The organism is Arenibacter algicola (genome assembly GCF_018860365.1).
Lineage (GTDB): Bacteria > Bacteroidota > Bacteroidia > Flavobacteriales > Flavobacteriaceae > Arenibacter > Arenibacter algicola_B.
Window position 1 is genome coordinate 136617 of the sequence record NZ_JAHKPO010000029.1, and the last position, 21896, is coordinate 158512.

Consider the following 21896-nt stretch of genomic DNA (forward strand, 5'->3'; position numbering starts at 1 on the left):
CCTGTATATTCCTATTTCTAATTTACACTTTATTCCTCCAAATAGCCAAATTTGCCCAAATTATAATCTTTTATGGCCTGGGCTATTTCCTCACGGGTATTCATTACAAAGGGCCCTTGGGCGGCTATAGGTTCGTTAAGGGGTTCACCACTTAAAATTAGAACAATTGATTTCTTCGTAGCCTCCATACTAAAATCTTCACCTTCATTTTCGAAGAGCACAAAATGATTTTCGGCTACGGTCTGCGTTCCATTCACATTTATTTCCCCAGCAACTACCAGCAAGGCGGTATTATAGGCAGCTGGAAAGCTAAAATCCGCTTTACCACCAACTTTTAGTCTCGCATTGAACATATTGACAGGGGAAAATGTAGATGCCGCACCTTCAATATTTTTATAGTTCCCGGCTATGACTTCAATTACCCCTTTATTATTTTCCAACTGATATTTATTTATCTGGGCATTGGTTATTCCCTGATATTTCGGGGTAGACATTTTGTACTTGGCTGGAAGGTTTACCCAAAGTTGTGCCATTTGAAAATAGCCTCCTTCCTTGCTAAATTTCTCTTCGTGATATTCTTTATGAAGTATCCCAGAGGCTGCGGTCATCCATTGTACATCTCCCTCGCTAATAACGCCACTGTTGCCAGAACTATCATGATGGGCCACTTTCCCCTGATAGGCTATGGTAACCGTTTCAAAACCCCTGTGAGGATGTACACTTACCCCTCTAGGCTTATCGGTAGGGGGGAAGTAAAACGGGCTATTGTAATCCAGAAGGATAAAGGGGTCCATTCTTTCCATATCCAACCTATAGCCACTGGGGATAAAATTATGAACTCTAAACCCGTCTCCCACATAGTGTGGCTCCCTTGGCGCCACTACTATTTCTATATTCTTTGTATTCATCAATATCTATTTAATAATTATATAGCAATAATACAAGGATATAGGGTCCTGTGCATTGATGTATGATAAGTAATATATTCCCTAGTTGGGTTTAAAGTTTTTATGGGCCAATTCTTTGCGTACCCTGCTAAGACTCTCCGGGGTAATGCCCAAATAGGAAGCAATCATCCATTGTGGCACCCTTAATGTTAGATCTGGGTATAATTTAATAAAATTCATATATCTCCTCTCTGCACTTGCACTCAACAAAAGATTAATTCGTTTTTGTTGGTGTCGAATGTGGTTCTGAAGGGCTATTTGATTATAGTTCCTAAAGGAAGAGCTTATTGCACTAGCTTCATTTATAAAGTCCGAATTTATTAAAACTACCTTGGTATCCTCTATGGCATCGATAAACAGGTCTGAAGGTTCATTAAAAAAAGCAGAACTCCGATCGGAGACGATCCAATTTTCGGAACCAAACTGAATAATATGCTCCTTGCCGCCGTCGTCAACCGTATAGGAGCGTAAGAGGCCGTTTTCAACAAAGAAGAAATGTCTACAAACTTCACCCGGACGCAAGAGCACCTCGCCTTTTTCAATATTTCTGAATTCTACTTTTTTGATAAGCAGCTGAAATTCAGGTTCCGCTATGTTCGCCTTGGTCTTTAAATACTTAGTGAAATTTTGCATGTAAATATTTATTGGGAATGTTTGTGTTTATAATAAAGGTAGGATGATTCTATCATTTTGGATAGTACATCCATATTAATATCTGATAATCGTTTTATATAAAGACAGGCTTTGCCTGTTTTGTGGGGACCCAATTGATCCAAAAGCTTCTGATTATTGGAAAATCCTGACATGATATAGATTGAAAAATTAGATTTTCTAGGGGAAAATCCTGTGATGCACATATCTCCTTCCCGACCAGAATCGTATTTATAATGGTAACTGCCAAAACCGATTATACTTTCACCCCACATTACTGCCGGTTCTAGGGTAATGTTTTTAAACAATTCCAATAATGCATGGGCATCCTTACGTTTTTCTATACCCACAACGGAGTTTAAAAAAGCCATAACAGATTTATTGTTCGGTTTAGTTTTGTTCTCCGTCATCCCTTGCAAATTGGTGTACTATAAATTTACTAAAAAAGGAGTAAAGCAGCATAGGGTATATTTCATTATCGCTTTGGAAGATATTATAATTAGTTGGGTATAATACGACTGACCCACTTCCAGATTAGGCTTTTAATATGTAATTTAGCATAAACATTCTAAACACTTATTAACATGAAAAAAATAACACTTTTAGTACTAATGATTGCTGTATCCTTTGGAGTACAGGCACAGATCAACACGCCGCAACCGAGTCCGTCCTCGACACTTGTTCAGAAGGTTGGATTGACCGATGTAACGGTGGAATATTCAAGGCCATCCATGCGTGGAAGAACCATTTTTGGGGATTTGGTACCTTATGATAAATTATGGAGAACAGGGGCCAACGCGAGGACAAAGATAACCTTCAGTGAAAACGTAATGATAGGAAATCAAGAACTTAAAGCTGGTTCTTATGCCATTTATACTAAACCGGGAGCTGCAGCCTGGGAGGTAATCTTTTATACCGAAGCCGATGGCGGAGGAACACCGGCAACCTGGGACGAAAGCAAAGTTGCTGCTAAAACAACCGCTCAAGTACAAAATCTGCCATTTCAGGTTGAAACTTTTACGATTTCTATCGACGGCCTTTCTGATAACGCTGCCACTTTAGGCATGTATTGGTCCGATGTATATGTAGGTGTTAAGTTTGATGTTCCTACGGACAAAGCGGTCACTAGTTCCATAGAAAAAGTAATGAAAGGTCCGGACGCCAATGATTATTATGCCGCTGCCGTATATTACATGAATTCCGGTAAGGATATCAATAAGGCCAAGGAATGGATGGATAAAGCCATGAGCATGACGGAGAAACCCGCATTTTGGCAATTAAGACAACAGTCGCTAATTTATGCCAAAGCAGGCGATAAAAAGCAGGCTATTGAAACTGCAAAAAAATCACTGGCCGCGGCCGAAGCCGCTGGTAATGCCGACTACGTTAAGATGAACAAAGACTCCCTGAAAGAGTGGGGGGCTAAGTAATATCTTTGTACCGAATATAAAAAGCTCACTTTTCAGTGAGCTTTTTTTTTGGAAGATTTGTATCTAAAAATCCCTTGACAAATGGTTCGTAATTCCAAGGATTATAGTACTGACCGTTAAACTATTATCTCTGTGGCAGGTGCAATCAATATTTGCTGGCCGCTTCCATTATCTTCAGCGACGGATTACTTAAAACGTTCTGGCTTTTAGTATCCCGAAGTGAGGCAGTATCATCACGGTACAATGCCAAAACCAACTTACCCATTACATTGTCATTGGTGTTGATATTAGAAATTCTATTTATGGAAGATTCCAATTCCGAGTTCTTCGCCAATTTTTTAAGGGACAAAAGTTCAAACAGGTCATTGGGGGTTACCACTTTCTGTTTGTTCTTATTTTGAAAAGACAATATACCGTTCAACAACTGTGCACTTTTATTTGAATCTTGGAGCATTTCATAATTCACTGCAAGCAAATAATCCTGTAGCCTTTCATCTGCATGGAAAGGTTTTCCAACTCCCAGGTTTTCTGGCCATTCTTTTGACGATTCCAAAAGGGATATGGCTTTATTGTATTTCCCGGATTTCATATTGTTCAACGCCATTAAAATATGAGCCTCGGTATATATTTTTTTACTTTCTGAAGCATGTTCAAAAGGTAATATCAATATATCCTTTAGGACTTCAATGGTTTTTCCATACTGATCGTTCAATAGGGAGGATTTCGCATAAATCAACCCGATATTGGCATTTTTGGGATATTTGGCGTACGACTTTTTAGCCAATCTATATGCAGGTGCAATTTTATCATTATCTAAATAGAATTGAACTACTTCCTCCCTAAGTTTCCAATCAGAACTGTTTAGCTGCAATGCTTTTAAATAATCCTTTTCATTGGCTTCGTAATCTTTATTTTGGAACATTCTTGCCCTGAAACGATAAAAAATATCGGAATCAGGTTCATTTCCAGAATCCTGTAGAAGCTGTAACCCCAAATCCTTTTGTCTAACGGCGATATAGTTCTGCGCCAAGTAGTATTTAAATTTCCAATTTGCATTTTGGGAGATGGCCCACTGTAAAACATCAATGGTTTCAGGCCTGTAAGGGAAAACAAAATCGATCGGGGCTGCTATGGCCCTATCCAAGTATTCATTACTAGGCCCACCGGCCATATCCTGGGCCAAATAAGCTGTCCAAAGATGTATTTTGGCATTCGCTGTTTTGGACAATTTTAGAATCTCCATTGCTTCCTGTACCAATCCTATGCCCTTGTAATAAATGGCCAGTTCCAGTATGGATTCATCGGGAAATTCATTGCTGATCTCCTTCGGCATACTAATAGAGGCGCGCCCAGATTGAAATTGGGATTCTAACAGGGCAAAGTGATTCAATGGATCTATTCTAATTAGTTCGTCATATTCTTGATTAAATGCATTGGAGTTATTGTTTTTCCTATGCAACAATAATTTAATTTTTCGTGCATTTAGGTTGTAGGTATTGTAATCCAATGCCTTATTGGCATATAGATTCGCTTTTTCAAAATTTTGAACAAAGAAATAAATTTCGGCCATTTGGGCATAGGAGACAGATCTGTAGTTAATGCTTCTAGCCGCCCAGCCTAAAGATTCCAAAGCATTTATAGTGTCATTTAGGGAGCGATATATAATTCCGGCCAAGTAATTGGCTTCAGTATTATAGGTATCCAATTTTAAAACCCTATTAACATATTTCAGGGCTTTGTCATAATTCGTTTTCCGATATTCCAAACCCGCCATTTTCAAGAGTCCATCCTGATGTGAGGGGTCAATATCTACCAATTCATTTAATTTTTTGGCGGCAAGTTCATAGTCCCTAAACTTTAGGGCCTCCCAACCTTCATGGTACAATTGTTGGCTCATGGAAACCTTTACTGCTTCATCATCAATAAACGGACGCTTTATGAGGGTGCTTTCACCATTGGAGGTATAAAATAATTTTTTATCGCCTAATTGCACCACTATTTCCCCGGAGTCCTCCAATGGAAGCTCTTTGGAAAATACTCCCATAGGCTTTAGGCTAATTTCCTCAGAAAAAACTTCTTTCCCATTAATGGATACCCGCAAATTGTCTCTTAAACTTTGAAGGGCATTGATACCGATATAGAGGCCTTTATCCGATTCCTTAACGTTAAGGACGCCGAATTCCGTGGCATCTACCATGCCACCAATTTCCTTGAAAGGAAACCAGATTTCTCTCCAGCGGTCCATGACATAGGGTTCAAAATTGGCTTGGGAAATAGGATTGGTTTCTCCAGGAAAATATTGATTAAGAAGTCGACCCGCCTGGAATTCCATATACTGTCCATCGGTGTCCGTTAGTAAATCCTCCCAAATAGCTCCCGACCTTGCCATGGACCATAACCAGAGTTTCTGTCCCGGCATCTCTTCATAGGGTGCCCAATGGCCAAAACCAAATTTTCTATTGTGGTAGTATCCGCCAAAAAAGTCCTTATAATCGCCTACAACATGCTCGGAAATATCCTTGTCAAAATTATTGTTTTTATAGAGGGAAAGATCTCGGCCTTCTGCATCTATGGGCCATGGTTTGGCTGTTCCCCCGTGTTCCAAAAATTGATTCCCTGGATAGATGAACTCCAAATCGTCCGAAACCACTGCGGCAGCGGTCATCCAATTGTAATAGGATTGATCTATAAGGGAACCGTTGTACCAAGAGGCATTGGTCTCAAAGTAGGCCTTGTCTTTCTCGAGCCTAATTTCTACCCTCCAATCTGTACTTGATGGGAGGTCAGCACTGCCCACGACACAGCTTACACTGCCATCTTCATTAGTTTTTACCACATAATCTACCGGAGTAGCAGTAGAGGGATGATGCCCTATAATGCCAAAATTAAATTCAATACCTCCAGAGGTCCAAGGTCCGCGCATTGAAATATTCCGGAATTTGATTACTTCATTTTTATAAAGGAATTCCTCACCGGTACTTTTCTCTATAGCTCCCCAGACTTTACCACCTATTTCAGGCAGGACAAAGACTTTAATGAATTCATTTTCTAAGGTAACTACCTTCCAATTTTTCTTCTTTGCTATATTTTCATAACCTTCATACTTGAAATACGGAAAGATTTTGGCATTGTCCGTCAGGATAGGGACAGGGTTAGGTTTACTATAGTCATACGTTTCCAAGGACATCATTTCCTCCTTTATGGTCACAGATGGCGATTGTGCCATGGTTCCGAGACATAATCCCAATGCAATTATTACGCTGATACTCTTTACTTTCACTTTGCTATTTTTTAGTTGATTCTATTTTATACATTGCTATAGCATCATTGTTTCTTACAAACAACACTACCTGAGTTTTATCGGCCAAGGTAATTTTGGTGATGTCCCTTATTTCGCCGTCAATATTTAAACCACTTTCCAGTACAGTTGAAGGCTTAAAATTGCCTTTTCCGTCACCAAATAGGACCAAGCCCTTATTGGCATCATACCTTCCAAATTTCACCCTGGTTCCAAAAAAATTACCACCAACAACCAAGTCTTCGTTGCCATCATTATTAAAATCACCCTTTAATATCCCATATATTGGCGAAAATTGTGTTTCTACTGGCAAGGGAACGAGTTTAAATTTTCCATCACCTAGGTTTTCCATATAACTGGTATTGAAATTTTTAGCTTTTAAGACCATGGCCCCTTTTAATTCATCTGGGCTAAAAACATCGGTAATTTTCGCTGAGGCATAATCTGAATAATTTAAATATTTTCCTTTGAGACCACTTAATTGCCCCACCAAATCATCTTTTGAAAAAACAGGAAATTCTTCTCCCAGATTATAAGAAGTCATTATGGGATCCAAGGAACCATTGTTATCAAAGTCTTTGGTATATAAACTAACCGGCTCAGCTATGGACGTTTTTAATTGAGAATTTCTACCGAAGTTTCCAATAATATAATCCATATCACCATCCTTGTCAAAATCCCCTTGTTCAATGCTGTTCCACCATCCTTCAGAATCTTTCAGCCCATTGTTCTCATATACTTCCACAAGTTTACCACCTGCATTTTTGAATGTTCTGATTTTCATCCATTCACCTACTAAAATTAGATCATTAATAGTATCGTTATCAAAATCGGTCCATATAGCATCTGTAACCATTCCGGGGTATTCAAGATCTGGGTTTATAGTAAATGTGATATCCGTAAAAACGCCTTTACCATTGTTCTGCAAAATATAACTTCTTGGTGCTGTGGGATATTTGCCAGGAACCAATCTACCACCAACAAAAAGGTCCAAATCCCCATCCCCGTCAATATCATTGGCTTTTACACAGGAACCACTAGTAATCATTTTAGGCAATCCTGTGGTGCTTTTTGCAAAGTTGCCCCTGCCGTCGTTAATGTACAGTCTATCTTGTAGTTCACTGGAATCTTCCTCAAAATCGTTTCCTCCGCTTACCACATAGAGATCCATATCCCCATCGTTATCCGCATCGAAGAAAAGAGAGCCAATATCTTCCGATTCCTTATCAGTAAGGAATGTTTTTTCATTTATGGCCAGGAACTTGCCTGAAGACATTTGCTTAAACATTCGGCCTTCACTTCCTTTGGCACCGCCTACATATATATCTTCCAAGCCATCATTATTTACGTCCGCTTTGGTAATTGTTGGTCCTTGGGTAGATAATTTATGGGGGAGTAACTGTTCCCGTTTAAAATCGTTATAATCATTCTCCAAATGCCGGTAGGGGATAAGACTGTCTAAAGTTATGTCCGTAAAAAAGGTTTTGCCAACTATTGCTTCGGAATTATTCTCCACTAAAGCCGCATCCTTTTGATTTAGGGTAATTGTTTGATCGGCCTTTACATCGGTCATAACCTGAACCCTGCCATCAGGCCAAATAACCTTAAGTTGATCTACGGACACGGCATCCCCAAGTCCAAAAATCAGATTAAAATCTACGGAAGATTGAAACCCTCTAGTAGGCATAAATTCTTGCATTAGTAATTTGTTTCCAACAGTTAAAGTGACTTTGGAGCCAATGCCCGAGGTGTTTTTTCCTTCACCCTTAAAATTGATTTTTAGGTGGTGGTTGGTAGTATGTAGTTCACTATTGTTTCTGTAAACAAAGGGGTATTCATCTATATTATTGACAACAAGATCTAGATCCCCATCATTGTCCAGGTCGGCATACACGGCTCCATTGGAGAGCGATTTCTGATTTAAGCCCCATTCTTCATTAACTTTAGAAAAAGTAAGGTCTCCGTTATTGTGGTAGGTATAATTCTCTTCAATGGTAGCAGGCATATTCTCCAATAAATCTGTAATGGCCGTCTCTACACCGGTTTTATTTTGATTGATCCTATCCTGAACCGCAAAATTCAAAAAGTCCATATTGGTGTAATCGCGTTTTACTCCATTGGTAATAAATAAATCCTTAAAGCCATCATTGTCCAAATCAGTAAAAAGTGAGGCCCAACTCCAGTCGGTATTGGAAACTCCTGCGAATTGGCCAATTTCGGAAAAAGATTTCCCCTGATTGTTCAAATGCATCATATTCCTCATGGTCTGGTAATAGAATCCGGATTTCTCCAAAAAACTGTTTTTATCATAATTATCCGGACCGGACACCATCTTTAAACGGTAATTATTTTCTGGAAGCATGTCCAAAGTCATAATTTCCGGAAAGCCATCATTATTGATATCAGCTACATCCGAACCCATAGAGAAATGGGAGGTGTGTCCAATATATTCTTCGAGACTTTCAGTAAACGTGCCATCTTGATTATTGATATACAAATAGTCCTGTTCCTTAAAATCATTTGAAATATAAATATCTGGCCAGTTGTCATTATTCATATCCGATACGGCTATACCAAGTCCGAAACCCAACACATTTGAAACAAGTCCGGCAGAATCACTTACATCAACAAACTTTCCATCATCGTTTCTATAAAGTCGGTCTTCATAGGCAGGATTTCTTTGCTGCTTTAGGCTATTGGATATTTGTCTAAAACTGGAATATTCCTGTGAGGAATGGTTCACCACATATAAATCAAGATCTCCGTCCCTGTCATAATCAAAAAAAGCACCTTGGGTGGAATAACCACTATCATCAACACCGTATTCTGCAGCTTTTTCAGTAAAAGTTAAATCTCCGTTATTAATGAATAGTAGGTTCTTTCTTTTATAATCGTCTTTGGCAGCTGATCTACAGACATAAATATCCAATAAGCCATCCCCATTAACATCGGCCATAGTAGTTCCGGTATTCCACAAGCCTTCAGCAAATACCCCTGCTTTTTGCGCAACTTCTTCAAATTTAAAATTCCCTTTATTGATATATAACCTGCTTCCTACCATGCTGGCCGTGAAATAAAGATCCGTAAGACCATCATTATTGACATCACCAGCACTTACCCCACCTCCATTGTAGATATATCCATAGGTTAAAATATTAAATTCCTCGGTTTCCTGTAAAATAGGTTTAAATGTAATTCCAGTTTTGTTGCCCGGCATTAGGGAGAACATTTTGCTTTGATCTACACCTTGGCAAGAAAAAATAAATAGTGTTGTGACAAGCAGGCATATTTTGGTGACATTTTGAATCATATATATAAAGAATTTATCCGCACAGGCTCGATTTCATGAATTATATTATAAAACCAAAAGCTTATGATATAATGGTAATAATTACAAAAGGTAAGTTAATTAATTCTATGGACTCACCACTATAAATGATTGGGATATAAAAGAATTTCTTGGACATTTATATTATTTTTTATAATTGGTCAATAGCATAATCAAATAAAAAAAACCTGTGATTATAAAATCACAGGTTTTCATTTTGTTTACTATTAAATTAGATGTTTGAATATCAAAAGTTTGGTCCGCCAGTATCCCACCAAAGTCTTGTTCCAATTTCATCCGGTCCGCCTAATTTGGCTGTTGCATCTGCAACACCCGCGGCATTACCTTCGCGTTCTGTATTTACGAACGGCATTCTTTTTATAGCCTCTCCATCAGGAATTATACCCCAATCGGAATTACTACTATTCTGGTACACTGGAGGTAATTTAGGATAACCCGTTCTCCTGTAGTCTACCCAAGCCTCCATTTCGTTGGTATAGGCAGCGATCCATTTTTGGGTTATAATTTTCTCCAATTTGACCTCATTGCTCGCGGCCTCATCCCAAGCAACTGTTGTAGTGATCTGGTTAACAAAATCATTTACAGAACCAGTTGCCACAGGGTCGTTATAGTCTATAGGCAGACTTGTATTGTCCGCTAAATAGGCATCAACACCACCTGCGCCCCATAATTCAAAGGAAGCTCTAACACCCGCCTCATAGTTGGCTTGTGCATCTCCAGCACCGGCCCATCCTCTTAAAGCAGCTTCTGCCTTAATAAAGAATACTTCGTCGGCACTCATTACCTTACGTTTGGTAACCTTTGCTGGATCGTTAAAGGATACATCGATAGTAGAGAAGCTCAATCGGTCATCCTTGGCAACCAATTCAGCACCGTTACGGATACCTTTATAAGGCCAATCTGGATGATCGGTAACTAAAGACATATCGGTTACAGGATCAAAGAACGGTGCTATACGGTTGTCTTTATAACCTATTAAAATAGATTCCATAGTAGCACTCATTCTGGTATCTCCCCATTCAAAGCAAATTTGTGCAGGGTGAAATTTTGCGCCATATAAAGAAATATTAAAATTGTCCGCATTGGTCTCAATTAGACCTACTGGATCTGCCATAGCTTTTTCCCCTTGAGTTTTGGCTACATCAGGAGCTACCTTGGAGATACGCATGGCCAATTGTAATCTCAATGAATTGGCATATCTAGCCCATTTACTAACATCACCACCATAACTGGCATCAAAATTATTTAGACCTACATAGTCCGTATTGGCACTGAATACAGAGATAATTCTGTCCAGATCACTAAAGAAAGCATTATATAATGTTTCCTCGCTATCATAAAGGGCACTTCCTGTAGAACCATAATTGGTATAAAGAATTGGTCCATAATAGGTAGTAACCCTGGACATGGATACAATTCTAATCAAATTGGCCCATTCTACGAACACGTCATAACCATCAGCTGCGGCAATATCGATAACTTGTTTGGCAGGAGCCATAACATTGTTATATTCCCTAGCCCAGTAACCATTCCAACGTATATAGTAGGTAGTGTTGTTTACACCGCCAACAAATGGAGTAGGAGTGGCCAAATGCTGCGCAAAGGTAACATTGGTCAAGTTGTGATCTACCTGGTTACCAAATATTTGGCTAAGCATAGAGGAATAAAACGCTCCCACATGATTAAAATCCTGCTTTAATGATTCACCGGATATTTGATATGGATTTGTATTCGTTTCTTCAAAATCGTTGGTACAGCCGCTAAAGGCAATGACCATTGTAATTAGATATATTAACTTTTTCATCTTTTATAAATTAGAATGTTACTTTTAGATTAAATCCATAAGTTCCTGTTGAAGGAAGATTAAAGTTATCCAATCCCTGAGCATTTTGATTGGTACTCATTGCCAATTCTGGGTCGAAAGGAGCGTCTTTGTAGATATAGAACAAATTGTTTCCAATGAATGACAATGATGCCGCAGATATCGGTAATCCTAATTTTGACACATCAATATTGTAACCCAAAGAAAGTTGGTTAACCCTAATATTGGTACGGTCATAAACATAGGCCTCCCCAACACCGTTTCTATCACCTATGGCCCTAAACCAAGTTTCGGAATCCACAGTTGTTATGGCTGCTCCAGAGGTCTGGTCTACACCATTAACAGTAACACCACCAGCATCCCTTGCATCTGCAGTTCTTTGGGAAACTCCGGCACCGTCCAACATGGATTCGGTTTGACTAAACACATTACCTCCAAATTTACCATTTATTTGCATGCCAAGGGTAAATCTCTTGTAACTAAAGTTGTTGTTCCAGCCTAGGGTCCAGTCTGGATCCAAATTGCCAACTAGCTCAGTAGTTGGTGTCCTTAAAGGTTTTCCACCATCAAACAAGATTTGTCCTTGATCGTTCCTTAGGAATTTCAATACATATAGGTCATTGAAGGCTCCACCTTCTACCAATTTGGATTGATAACCTTCTGAAGATCCAAGATTGATTACTTTGTCATCATCAGGTCCTATATCGACAATTTTATTGGTGTTATTGGTAAAGTTAAAAGCTGAAACCCACTGAAAATCATCAGTCTGTATTGGAGTAGCGCTAAGCGTAATTTCCCAACCTTTATTGGTGATCTCCCCAGCGTTGATGAATTTGGTAGTATAACCCCCCTCAGATTCGGACTGTAATAAAGGTACTTGAATAAATTGATCTTTACTGGTTAGACTATAATAGGTAATGTCCAATCCCAATCTGTTTTGAAAAAATCTCCAATCAGCACCAAATTCCAAACTGGTAATGATTTCAGGTTTCGCATCCAAAAATGGTTTTACCGTATTTCTGTCCACACCACCGTTACTACTAATTGTATTTTGTGGATTGATTCTGTTAAAAGGTACTTCGTTACCTACTTGGGTATAGGAAGCCCTTAATTTACCGAAACTAACAGCCTCTGGCATAGTGAACATTTCACTAATAATACCGGTTACACCAACAGAAGGATAAAAATAGGAGTCATTTCCTGTTAGGGCCAAAGTGGAAGCCCAGTCATTTCTTCCAGAAAGATCCAAGAATAACATTTCCTTATAACCCAACTGTATGTTGGCAAACGCACCTTGCTTAATAACAGATCCGTCATAGGTTGAACTTACCTGAACGTTAGTCGGAAGGTTTTGAAAAGTGAACTCATTAGGATAAAGTAATCCTATGGTACCAGTATTTACGCTTACACCGTCTCCGTAAACCGTTTTCTGATAACTTGCTCCCAATACACCGTTTAAACTGAAGTTTTCACTTAAATCCGTATCGTAGCTAAGAATAGCATCGGTATAGACCAATTGGTCATCATACTTTCTGTAATCCCAAGCACCTTTTGGGTGTACGTTAGTAGAGTTGGAGGTAGCAGCGTGCTGTTGTTCAAACTCTTTTACAGCATAATCATAGTTACCCCTAACCTGTAATTTAAGCTTTTCGGTAATATCATATTCAAGACTTAAACTTCCTATAACCCTTTTATTTTCATCGGTTTTAGGCTCTTTGTTAATTATCCAATAAGGATTGGATTGATGGTGATCCACAACAAACCAGTTCTGTGTATATAAGTTTCTGTCAGCGTCGAAAACCTCGTAATTGTCTTTAAAGCTATAAAAATTTCGCTGTCTTGGAAACATATATAACCCTGTTAATGGGTTTAGGTAGTAACCAGCAGGCAACCTGTTTTTAGTTTCTTCCAAAGCCATAATAACACTGGAAGTAACAGTTACCTTGTCATCGAACATCTTGGTAGATTGCTTAAAGGTAAAGTTGTTCTTCTGGTATTTATTCTCCGGTGTTATACCAGAGGCAGATATATTACCATAGGAGAAATAGGCTGTAGTCTTATCATTTCCTCCACTAACGGTAACTGTGTTGTTGAAGTTATGACCAGTTTGGAAGAATTCTTCTACATAACTGTTTTGATAATCACCTGGGGTTGTAGACCAGCTTTCTTTGGCATTGCCATTTGCTCCGTATTTAAACTGTAAATCAGGCAGTTCAAGATAGTGTTCAAAAGTATAACCAGAATTTAAGCTAACGGTAGTTTTACCAGACTTACCTGCCTTGGTGGTAATTACAACCACCCCGTTGGCACCTTGACTACCATAAAGCACGGCAGCGTTGGAACCTTTAAGAATACTGATACTCTCAATATCGTCCGGGTTAATAGCTGAAAGACCGTCACCGGCATCAACTCCTCCCCACATTCCTGGTTGGCCACCTTTGTTGTTGGCCATAGGAATACCATCAATTACAAATAATGGTGAGCTATCACCACTCAAGGATTTGTTACCCCTAAGAACGATCTTGGTAGATCCACCGGCACCAGAACTACTTTTCTTAATTTCAACACCAGCAGCCTTACCGGATATACTGTTCATGAAATTAGGATCCCTAGTCGCCGTCAACTCATCTGCCCGCACGGTCTGCTGTGCATAGGTTAGAGTTTTTTCTTCCCTCTTAATACCCAATGCAGTAACAACAACTTCCCCGAGTTGTTCTGCATCTTCTTGCATAGATACATTGTAAGTATTAGATGCACCTACGGTTATCGATTGGGATTTCATTCCAAGAAATGAAAATACCAATACGTTTCCGCTTTCTGACTCAATGGAATAATTTCCATCAAAATCCGTCTGTGATCCAGTTGTGGTTCCTTGAACAAGTACGTTTACACCTGGTAGTGGAGAACCATCCGTAGCATCGGTGACCGTACCAGTCACCGTTTTGCTTTGCGCCAGTAACGGATAGGTTCCGAACACTAGTACAAAAAATAATAGCAATTTTTTGACCATAATAAAATTGTTTGAGTTAATAATTTAGTTGTTTGTTAATATTAAGTTAAGAGTGAAATTAATCTTTTTTTTTTATAAAACAAATAGTAAAGGTGTTAATGTGTTCGAGCACATTAAATAAAACCTTATTTTTTCTAAGGCTAGTGCCGAATAATAATCGGTTTAAACAAGCTAATTAAATATAATAATGTGCGTTTTCTGTGGTAATAATATCTATAGGTAATAATTCCCGTGGGGGTAAGGGCTTTCCGAAAAGGAAATGTTCAGCTAAGTAATTAACACTCAGAAAAGCCTGTCTTTTTGGTTTCTGGTGAATTAAGAATTTTATGGCCCCTTGTTTAAGATACTTTATATTAGGCTTTAATAAATCATACCCTATAATTTTCCCATCCTTTTTTCCTAGACTTTCAAAAGCTTCTACCAACATATATGCTTTTGAATTGGTTACAAAAAAGGCACTTATATTGGGATTGCTTTTTATAAATTGGGATACCTCCAGATTAAAACTGGTTCTATCGGCAGAATTAAACGTTTTGGATACAATAACGTGATTGCTGCCCTGCTTTTCTGTAAAAAACTCTATAAACCCATTTTCCTTTGATTGCATATGGGGTTCTTTGTTTATATGAATGATAGCTATACCATCATTCTTTTCAATTATTTTCTCCATTAAACTTGCAGCAACCCTGCCACTTTGTTTAAGATCCTGACCTATAAAAATTTGCTCCTTAAAAGTGTTCATATGGTTGTTGAACAACACAACCGGAATCTTGGCTCCACAGCATTGTCCCAAAACCACTTGGGACTCATTTTCAAAAATGGGAGCCATTAAAAGAACATCGGGCTGGGATAGAATAGCTTCCCTTGATTGGTCCATAAAGGAGGTTCTATCTGTAGGGTCGTAAAAATATTTACTTATTAGTATTCCAAAAGGGGTAAATTGATCTGCGGCCTCTACAACTCCTTCATACGCAGGAATCCAATAGGGATCCTTTTCCGGGTCTGGAAGCAAAACATGTATACTATAGGTCTTATTTTTTTTAAGGTTCCTGGCAATGGGATTGGGCCTGTAGTCTATTTCCTTAAGTACTTTGTCCACCTTCTCGAAAGCATCTTTGGAAACCTTGCCACGTTTATGTAATACCCTATCTACTGTTCCCTTGGAAACACCTGCCATTTGGGCAATGTCCTTTATAGTATATTTCTCCTTAATCATTATAGTAGTTGATGCGGGAACAGGGTTTTATTTTTGGCATATAAAGAAACTCTTAACAGTTTGCTAACATTAAATATAGAAATAATCCCAAGAAATTACTTAAAATTTTCGAGGACTTGATCAATTTTCAGTATATCTATGCTATCAAACCTACTTGTATCCAAGTAAAAATGGATCTTTAATAGTTTAATTGTGGGTATACGTCCAATACGAATACCATTAAAATGATGGGAAATATTACGCTTCTATTGGTGGATTTTTAAGAAGACGATCAAAACCTTCCAATATGGTCGCCAATACTATTATTAAGCAGCATCCGAAGGCATTTAACCATAAATAGGACATCCAATCGTAACTCCAGCCAATTATTACGATACATTGTGTTATTAAGGCCGCCACAAAAACGGCATTGCCCTTAATGAATTTAAGAAAGAAGGCGATCAGAAAAATACCTAGAACGTTTCCATAGAATATGGACCCTATAATATTGACTAATTGAATGAGGTTATCAAACAAGTTGGCCACACAAGCAATTGCAATAGCTATAACTCCCCACATAAGGGTAAATAACTTTGAAACCTTCACATAATGGGCCTGTGTAAATTCACCTTTCTTATTTCTTTTATATAAATCCAAAGATGTAACGGTTCCCAAAGCATTTAATTCAGAGGCGGTTGAGGACATTGCAGCCGAAAGAATCACGGCCAATAAAAGTCCTATAAGTCCTTTAGGAAGAAAATTTAAAATAAAATGAATAAACACATAATCCTTGTCATTGGTCTCTACACTATCATCGGCCATAGAGATTAATGCTTGGGCTGCCTTTCTATTTTCCTTGTCCTTATTGTTTATACTCACAATGTTTTGTTTGGCAACTTCAATGGCATCGTACTCCTTAAGATCAAGGGCTCCTGAGAATTTATTTTGGGCCATTCTTTTTTCGCTCTCCAATAACAAATGTTCTTCTTCCAATATTTTATAGTCCTCCGAATAGGAAGATTCCATTATGGCATTGGTAGCAGCTGGATTGAAGTTTAAAGGAGAATGGTTGAATTGAAAAAATATAAATACCATTACACCTACCAATAGGATAAAGAATTGCATAGGTATTTTTAGCAATCCATTGAAAATTAGTCCAAGTTGACTTTCCCGTACTGTTTTACCTGAAAGATACCTTTGCACCTGACTTTGGTCCGTTCCAAAATAGGCCAAGGCAAGAAAAAGACCACCTGTAATTCCACTCCAAAACGTGTACCTACTTGTGGTATTGACACTAAAGTCCAAAATATTCAATTTATCGCTGGCCCCCGCAATCTTCAAAGCCTTACTAAATGTAATGTCCTCCGGTAAATAACCAAGTATAAAAAAGAATGCGATAAACATCCCTGTCATTATAATGAACATTTGTTGTTTATGTGTAACACTTACAGCTCTGGTTCCGCCCGAAACGGTATAAATTATAACAAGAATACCTATTAAAATATTTAGGGTTCTTAAGTCCCAGCCAAGGACGGCGGAAAGAATAATTGAAGGTGCAAAAATGGTAATACCGGCAGCAAGGCCACGTTGAATTAAAAATAATAATGCCGCCAAGGTCCTTGTTTTTAAATCAAAGCGGTTTTCCAAAAATTCATAGGCGGTATATACATTGAGCCGATGATAAATAGGAACAAAAACAATACATATGATAATCATGGCCAACGGCAGACCAAAATAAAACTGAACAAACCCCATTCCATCATGAAAGGCCTGCCCTGGAGTAGACAAAAATGTTATGGCACTGGCCTGTGTCGCCATTACGGAAAGACCTATGGTCCACCATTTGGCATCGTGACCGCCAAGTACATAATCCGTTACATTCTGGCTTCCTTTTGTTTTCCAGACACCATATCCAACAATAAAAATAAGGGTTCCGACAAGTATGATCCAATCTATTGCAGCCATTTTATCGGTTTCCAGTCATTATTAAATAAAAAACAATAATATAGAGGATATTGAGCACCAATACCAAGGTATACTCTTTTTTCCAATCAAATTTTTCGAACATAATGATTCTTGTTAGATACTGCTTATTTTTGGGTCTCTTGTTTCAAGGAAAGTAGGTTGGCGAACAGCCTATAAGCCCCGGTTACACCCGCTGGCAACTCCCTGAAAAAACTTAAACCCGTATAAATATAGTTCCCCTTACCGTAAGGTGCAACTAATAGACTACCAGATAAAGCTGGTTCCCCTTCATCGTTCATTGAAAGTATAGGAGTAAACTCCTTGGACCATTCATCTGGGAAATACAGACCACGTTCCTGTACCCAGCCATTAAAATCGTTTTGGGTTATTTTATTTGGATAGTTGACAAGGGCATGTGTTTTGGCCAGTATGTTTACCTTGGAGGTTTCATCCGTAACCCTATCACGGGAAATGGATAAGGGGTAGGGGGCAAGGTTATCCATGTCCAATCCATTTCTGCCAGCTGTGTTATACTGAACAATTAGGTTGCCACCTTCCTTTACATAATCCAATAAATAACGTTGTTTAAATTTTAATTCATCCACCACATTGTATGCCCTTATACCAACAACAATTGCATCAAATTTGGCCAAGGATCCGGCCTGTATGGTAGTAGGGTCTATTTTGTCTACCTTATACCCAATTTGTTTAAGACTTTCGGGTATTTCATCGCCAGCCCCGTTTATATATCCTATATTTTCTCCATTCTTATTAATGTTCAATCGAACCACTTTGGTTTCGGAAGGCATCAACACAGATTGCTTGGGAATATGGTCATAGGATATTTCTATCAATTCTTTGGATATTTCCTTGCCATCCACTTTAATTATAGGAGAAATATAATTTTCATCCTCTGTGGAGGGTGGAGTAAGAAGAAAATTCAATATTCGTTGGTCTCCCTTTTTTGCTATTTCAAAAGGTTTTATTTCTTGATCAACTTTCCAACCTTTTCCAAAGCACAGCTGTAATTCCCCCTTTACATTGTCCTTAAGTGCTTTTATGGTAACAGGAATTTCCTTAGGTTCGGAATTGGCAAAAATGATTACCTTATCCTTAAAACTTGCCGTTGCCTCCGGTAATATTTCAAAGGGTTGATATATTTCCCCTTTTTCCGGTTTGGAGTATCTGTATACAATTGGCTTTTTAATATTTATGGTAAATCCGTTGAATTCCATTTCAAAATTTAACTCAAAGGCATTGGGAGTTTCCGGTTTTCCAATTAGATTTTGGTCCTTTACCGTATACATTCCAGTAGTTCCTTTATTGTTCAACCAATAGGGACTTGTGTAGTCCTTATTGTTCGGAACATTTATATTTATTTGGAACAACTCTTTCTTATTTTCTTTAAGGGCTAATTTTTTATTTATAAGATTATCTGTGCTAGTGGAAACAGATATAAGATTAATATCGGCATTGCTTCTATTCAATGCTTCAATATCAATGGCGATATTACTTCCGGGATATGTGTTGGATTCTGCTGCAGTTGCTTCCAAATACAGTCCACAAACAGATTGGATAATGTCTTCCAACTCCTGTTTCTTGATTTTTTTCCAATGCTCGTCCTTTATTTGTAAGATAGCCTTATATCCTTCAATAAGCTGTGGCAGATGTTTTGACGGTTGGGCAAAATCAAAATTACTTTCAATTTCATATAAAATCTTCCCAACAGCTTCCCCACCTTCAACGCGCGACCATGTCGTATTTATTCCGTCGAAAATATCGGATTTATTATTTGGGAGGACGCCCTTCAAAAGTTCTATATACTCATTCTCACTACCTCGCGTTGCCAATCTTCCAAAACCTTGGCACAAATGCTGGCTACTGGCAAGTGATGCTATTTCGTTGTTGGATACCCCCCTTAACGGATAGTAGACCCCAACATCCAGATCGATCATTTTGGATTTGTCCGCTTTTTGAAATTTGTCCTCGCTGCCATAAAACCACCAGGAGGTATTAAAAAAAAGTCGTTTTGGTTGCCAAACGTCTGTGCTTTTTAATTGTTCCGGATACATATTTGGATTGTTGGCCAAATCGAAAGCCTCAAAGCTAAGCATGGCCGAAGAGGTGTGATGGCCATGGGTAGAACCCGGAGATCTATGGTCAAATCTATTGATCACAACATCCGGTTTAAAATTGCGTATAATCCAGATGACATCACTTAACACAGCCTCCTTGTTCCAGATTTTAAGTGTTTCATTCGGGTGCTTGGAGTAACCAAAATCATTCGCCCGAGTAAAAAATTGTTCTCCGCCATCAATACGCCTAGCAGCCAACAATTCTTGTGTTCTTAAAACCCCCAACAACTCCCTTAGTTCGGAACCAATTAAATTTTGTCCACCATCCCCTCGGGTTAGCGATAAGTAAGCAGTTTTAGCCTTTACTTCATTGGAAAGGTAGGAAATTAGCCGTGTATTTTCATCATCGGGATGTGCAGCAATGTAAAGGGCCGAACCCAAAAAATTTAATTTTTGAATGGAATGAAATATGTCCGAAGAAGTATTTTTTTTAGGTGCTTGAGCGTCAATAAGTTGACATGAGAGTAGTATCCCAAAAAAGAATACCCAAGGAAGGCGCATATAATATATGTTTTAGTTGGTTCCCAAATATAAAAATATAAAATCCGAAGCCGTAATATTTACAACTACTTTAACACCTTAAAGAACCTCGCTGCTTTCCAAGGAATCTTCATAGGTTTGTGCCAAGGCTATTGCCTTCTGAAGCATCATGTTATTGGGGTAGGTAAATAATTCTCCATTTTGCCTTCTAAGATGAATATGAAAGGCCCTTATATCCTCAATTAGATATACTTCATTGGGCAATTCAATTTCCTTATCCATTATTTTAATCTTATCACCTATTTTAAATGGAAATGAGAAAAATAGAATAACCCCGGCAGTAACATTGCTCAATATGGACCATTGGGCAAAAAGGGCCACTCCTATAACAGCAAAAACCGAGGAAAATACCAGGCCGATATCCTTCATTTCTACCCCCCAAATCAGAATCAAAGCAACTATTCCAAAAGTCGTAAGGCCAACAGTGGAATATTTAACGATCAAGCGCGTACGAACCTCATTAATATCGCTTATTTTACCAACTTTTTGTATTGCTTTAGTACCTAAATACTTTAATATTAAAAGGACCAATAAGCATATACCCGTGCCTAATAGTTCATTTTTGTACTCCAAAAATAATGTTTCCATAAAATTATAATCCTAAACTATCGCGCAAAAATACATCACTATTTTTGTTTTCCTGCCAATAAGCCCTTTTTAATGTTTTTATTTTCGTTGCCTTGGTAGTAAGTGTTTGGGAATTGGGTCCAAACCCACTCTTATAACTTTCGGACCAGTTTTCAATGGTATGCGGGAAGGATTTCGAAAAGCTGATCGCCAAGGTTCTTTCCAATTCTGGATAGGTAATTTTGTAGGTATTCACATTTGCTTCAGTACTCAATTCAGCATTGGCTTCATAAGCTTTTAGTGGTTTGTGAGCCAGGCGCAAATATTCCATAGAGGGAACCATTTTTATAATACCAATAGGAAGCTTGGTGGGGTTGATCCTTATTTTATTCCAAATTTCGTTTTCTAAATCCGTTTTATCCAATGTTATGGTTTGATCCCCTTCACTCTCAAAATAAGAAAAGGATTTTACCTCAAATTTATCCCTATTGTTCAATTGGGTAAATACCTGGCCGCACCACTCCTGCACGGATGTTGTGAGTTTGATGGCATGTTGATTATCCGATACGGGATAAAAACTACTATTCATTATAGAGTAGGGGTAGATGCCGGTTAAGAATTTTTTGGTGCTATTAAGTTTAAGTACAGAAACGTTATTGGGACTTGATTGATCTGCCTTCACCTGCTTGTCCCCCAAAAAAGGTTCGGTAACATATATTAAAACCGCACTACCATCTCTTAGCTCACCGTAACGGGCCTGTTCCAATTTATATGAAGTTATTTCTGCTTTCCCTGCATACCAATAATCCTTGAACTCATCGGATAACTGTTTTTTTGCCGGTTTAGCTTCGGACATCTTCATATCATTGCCTATCAGGGAAAGGTTTTCAGATTCTTTGGTATTTTCCTTACAAGCACTAAAAAGAACCAATAATATTATTATGTGTACAAAGATGAAAGTAAAAAGCCGTTGCATAGTAATTAAAT

The 21896-nt window shown here is 38.3% G+C and carries 13 protein-coding genes; 1 reads left to right on the plus strand and 12 read right to left on the minus strand.

What is annotated here, in order from left to right; translation table 11 throughout:
- Positions 1-29 precede the first annotated feature (29 nt).
- The 3 genes from KO529_RS22555 to KO529_RS22565 all read right to left on the minus strand — a co-directional run bounded on the left by KO529_RS22555 (position 30) and on the right by KO529_RS22565 (position 2008).
- The gene (locus tag KO529_RS22555; RefSeq protein ID WP_215950113.1) at positions 30-908 is read right to left on the minus strand and encodes a pirin family protein; all 879 of its coding nucleotides are present in this window, start codon (positions 906-908) and stop codon (positions 30-32) included.
- A gap of 81 nt (positions 909-989) precedes the next feature.
- Positions 990-1580, minus strand: a complete 591-nt coding sequence (locus tag KO529_RS22560; protein ID WP_215950114.1) for a Crp/Fnr family transcriptional regulator — start codon at positions 1578-1580, stop codon at positions 990-992.
- Between the two features lie 8 nt (positions 1581-1588).
- Entirely contained in the window at positions 1589-2008 is a 420-nt protein-coding gene (locus KO529_RS22565) for a DUF1801 domain-containing protein (RefSeq protein WP_215950115.1), read from the minus strand.
- 174 nt (positions 2009-2182) lie between these two features.
- Between KO529_RS22565 and KO529_RS22570 the strand changes: the two genes are divergently transcribed.
- Positions 2183-3028 carry a DUF2911 domain-containing protein gene (locus tag KO529_RS22570; RefSeq protein WP_215950116.1) on the plus strand — a complete coding sequence of 282 codons (846 nt, stop codon included), beginning with the start codon at positions 2183-2185 and terminating at the stop codon, positions 3026-3028.
- Positions 3029-3173: 145 nt separating this feature from the next.
- On the opposite strand, the gene KO529_RS22575 is transcribed toward KO529_RS22570, so the two are convergent.
- The 9 genes from KO529_RS22575 to KO529_RS22615 form a co-directional block, all read right to left on the minus strand.
- On the minus strand, positions 3174-6308 hold the full coding sequence (locus tag KO529_RS22575; RefSeq protein WP_215950117.1) for a DUF5107 domain-containing protein: 3135 nt from the start codon (positions 6306-6308) through the stop codon (positions 3174-3176).
- Positions 6309-6312: 4 nt separating this feature from the next.
- On the minus strand, positions 6313-9543 hold the full coding sequence (locus tag KO529_RS22580; RefSeq protein WP_215950118.1) for a VCBS repeat-containing protein: 3231 nt from the start codon (positions 9541-9543) through the stop codon (positions 6313-6315).
- Between the two features lie 358 nt (positions 9544-9901).
- Entirely contained in the window at positions 9902-11479 is a 1578-nt protein-coding gene (locus KO529_RS22585) for a SusD/RagB family nutrient-binding outer membrane lipoprotein (RefSeq protein ID WP_215950119.1), read from the minus strand.
- A gap of 10 nt (positions 11480-11489) precedes the next feature.
- Positions 11490-14507: a SusC/RagA family TonB-linked outer membrane protein gene (locus KO529_RS22590; RefSeq protein ID WP_215950120.1), complete on the minus strand. Its 3018-nt coding sequence runs from the start codon at positions 14505-14507 to the stop codon at positions 11490-11492.
- Positions 14508-14682: 175 nt separating this feature from the next.
- Positions 14683-15723, minus strand: coding sequence for a LacI family DNA-binding transcriptional regulator (locus KO529_RS22595; protein ID WP_215950121.1), 1041 nt, complete (start codon positions 15721-15723; stop codon positions 14683-14685).
- 237 nt (positions 15724-15960) lie between these two features.
- Positions 15961-17667, minus strand: coding sequence for a sodium:solute symporter (locus tag KO529_RS22600; protein WP_215950122.1), 1707 nt, complete (start codon positions 17665-17667; stop codon positions 15961-15963).
- A 125-nt stretch (positions 17668-17792) separates the two neighbouring features.
- Positions 17793-20303 (minus strand): PIG-L family deacetylase, encoded by a 2511-nt coding sequence (locus KO529_RS22605; protein ID WP_215950123.1) that lies wholly within the window; start codon positions 20301-20303, stop codon positions 17793-17795.
- 78 nt (positions 20304-20381) lie between these two features.
- On the minus strand, positions 20382-20930 hold the full coding sequence (locus tag KO529_RS22610; RefSeq protein WP_215950124.1) for a mechanosensitive ion channel domain-containing protein: 549 nt from the start codon (positions 20928-20930) through the stop codon (positions 20382-20384).
- Positions 20931-20934: 4 nt separating this feature from the next.
- On the minus strand, positions 20935-21885 hold the full coding sequence (locus KO529_RS22615; protein ID WP_215950125.1) for a septum formation inhibitor Maf: 951 nt from the start codon (positions 21883-21885) through the stop codon (positions 20935-20937).
- Between the last annotated feature and the right edge of the window lie 11 nt (positions 21886-21896).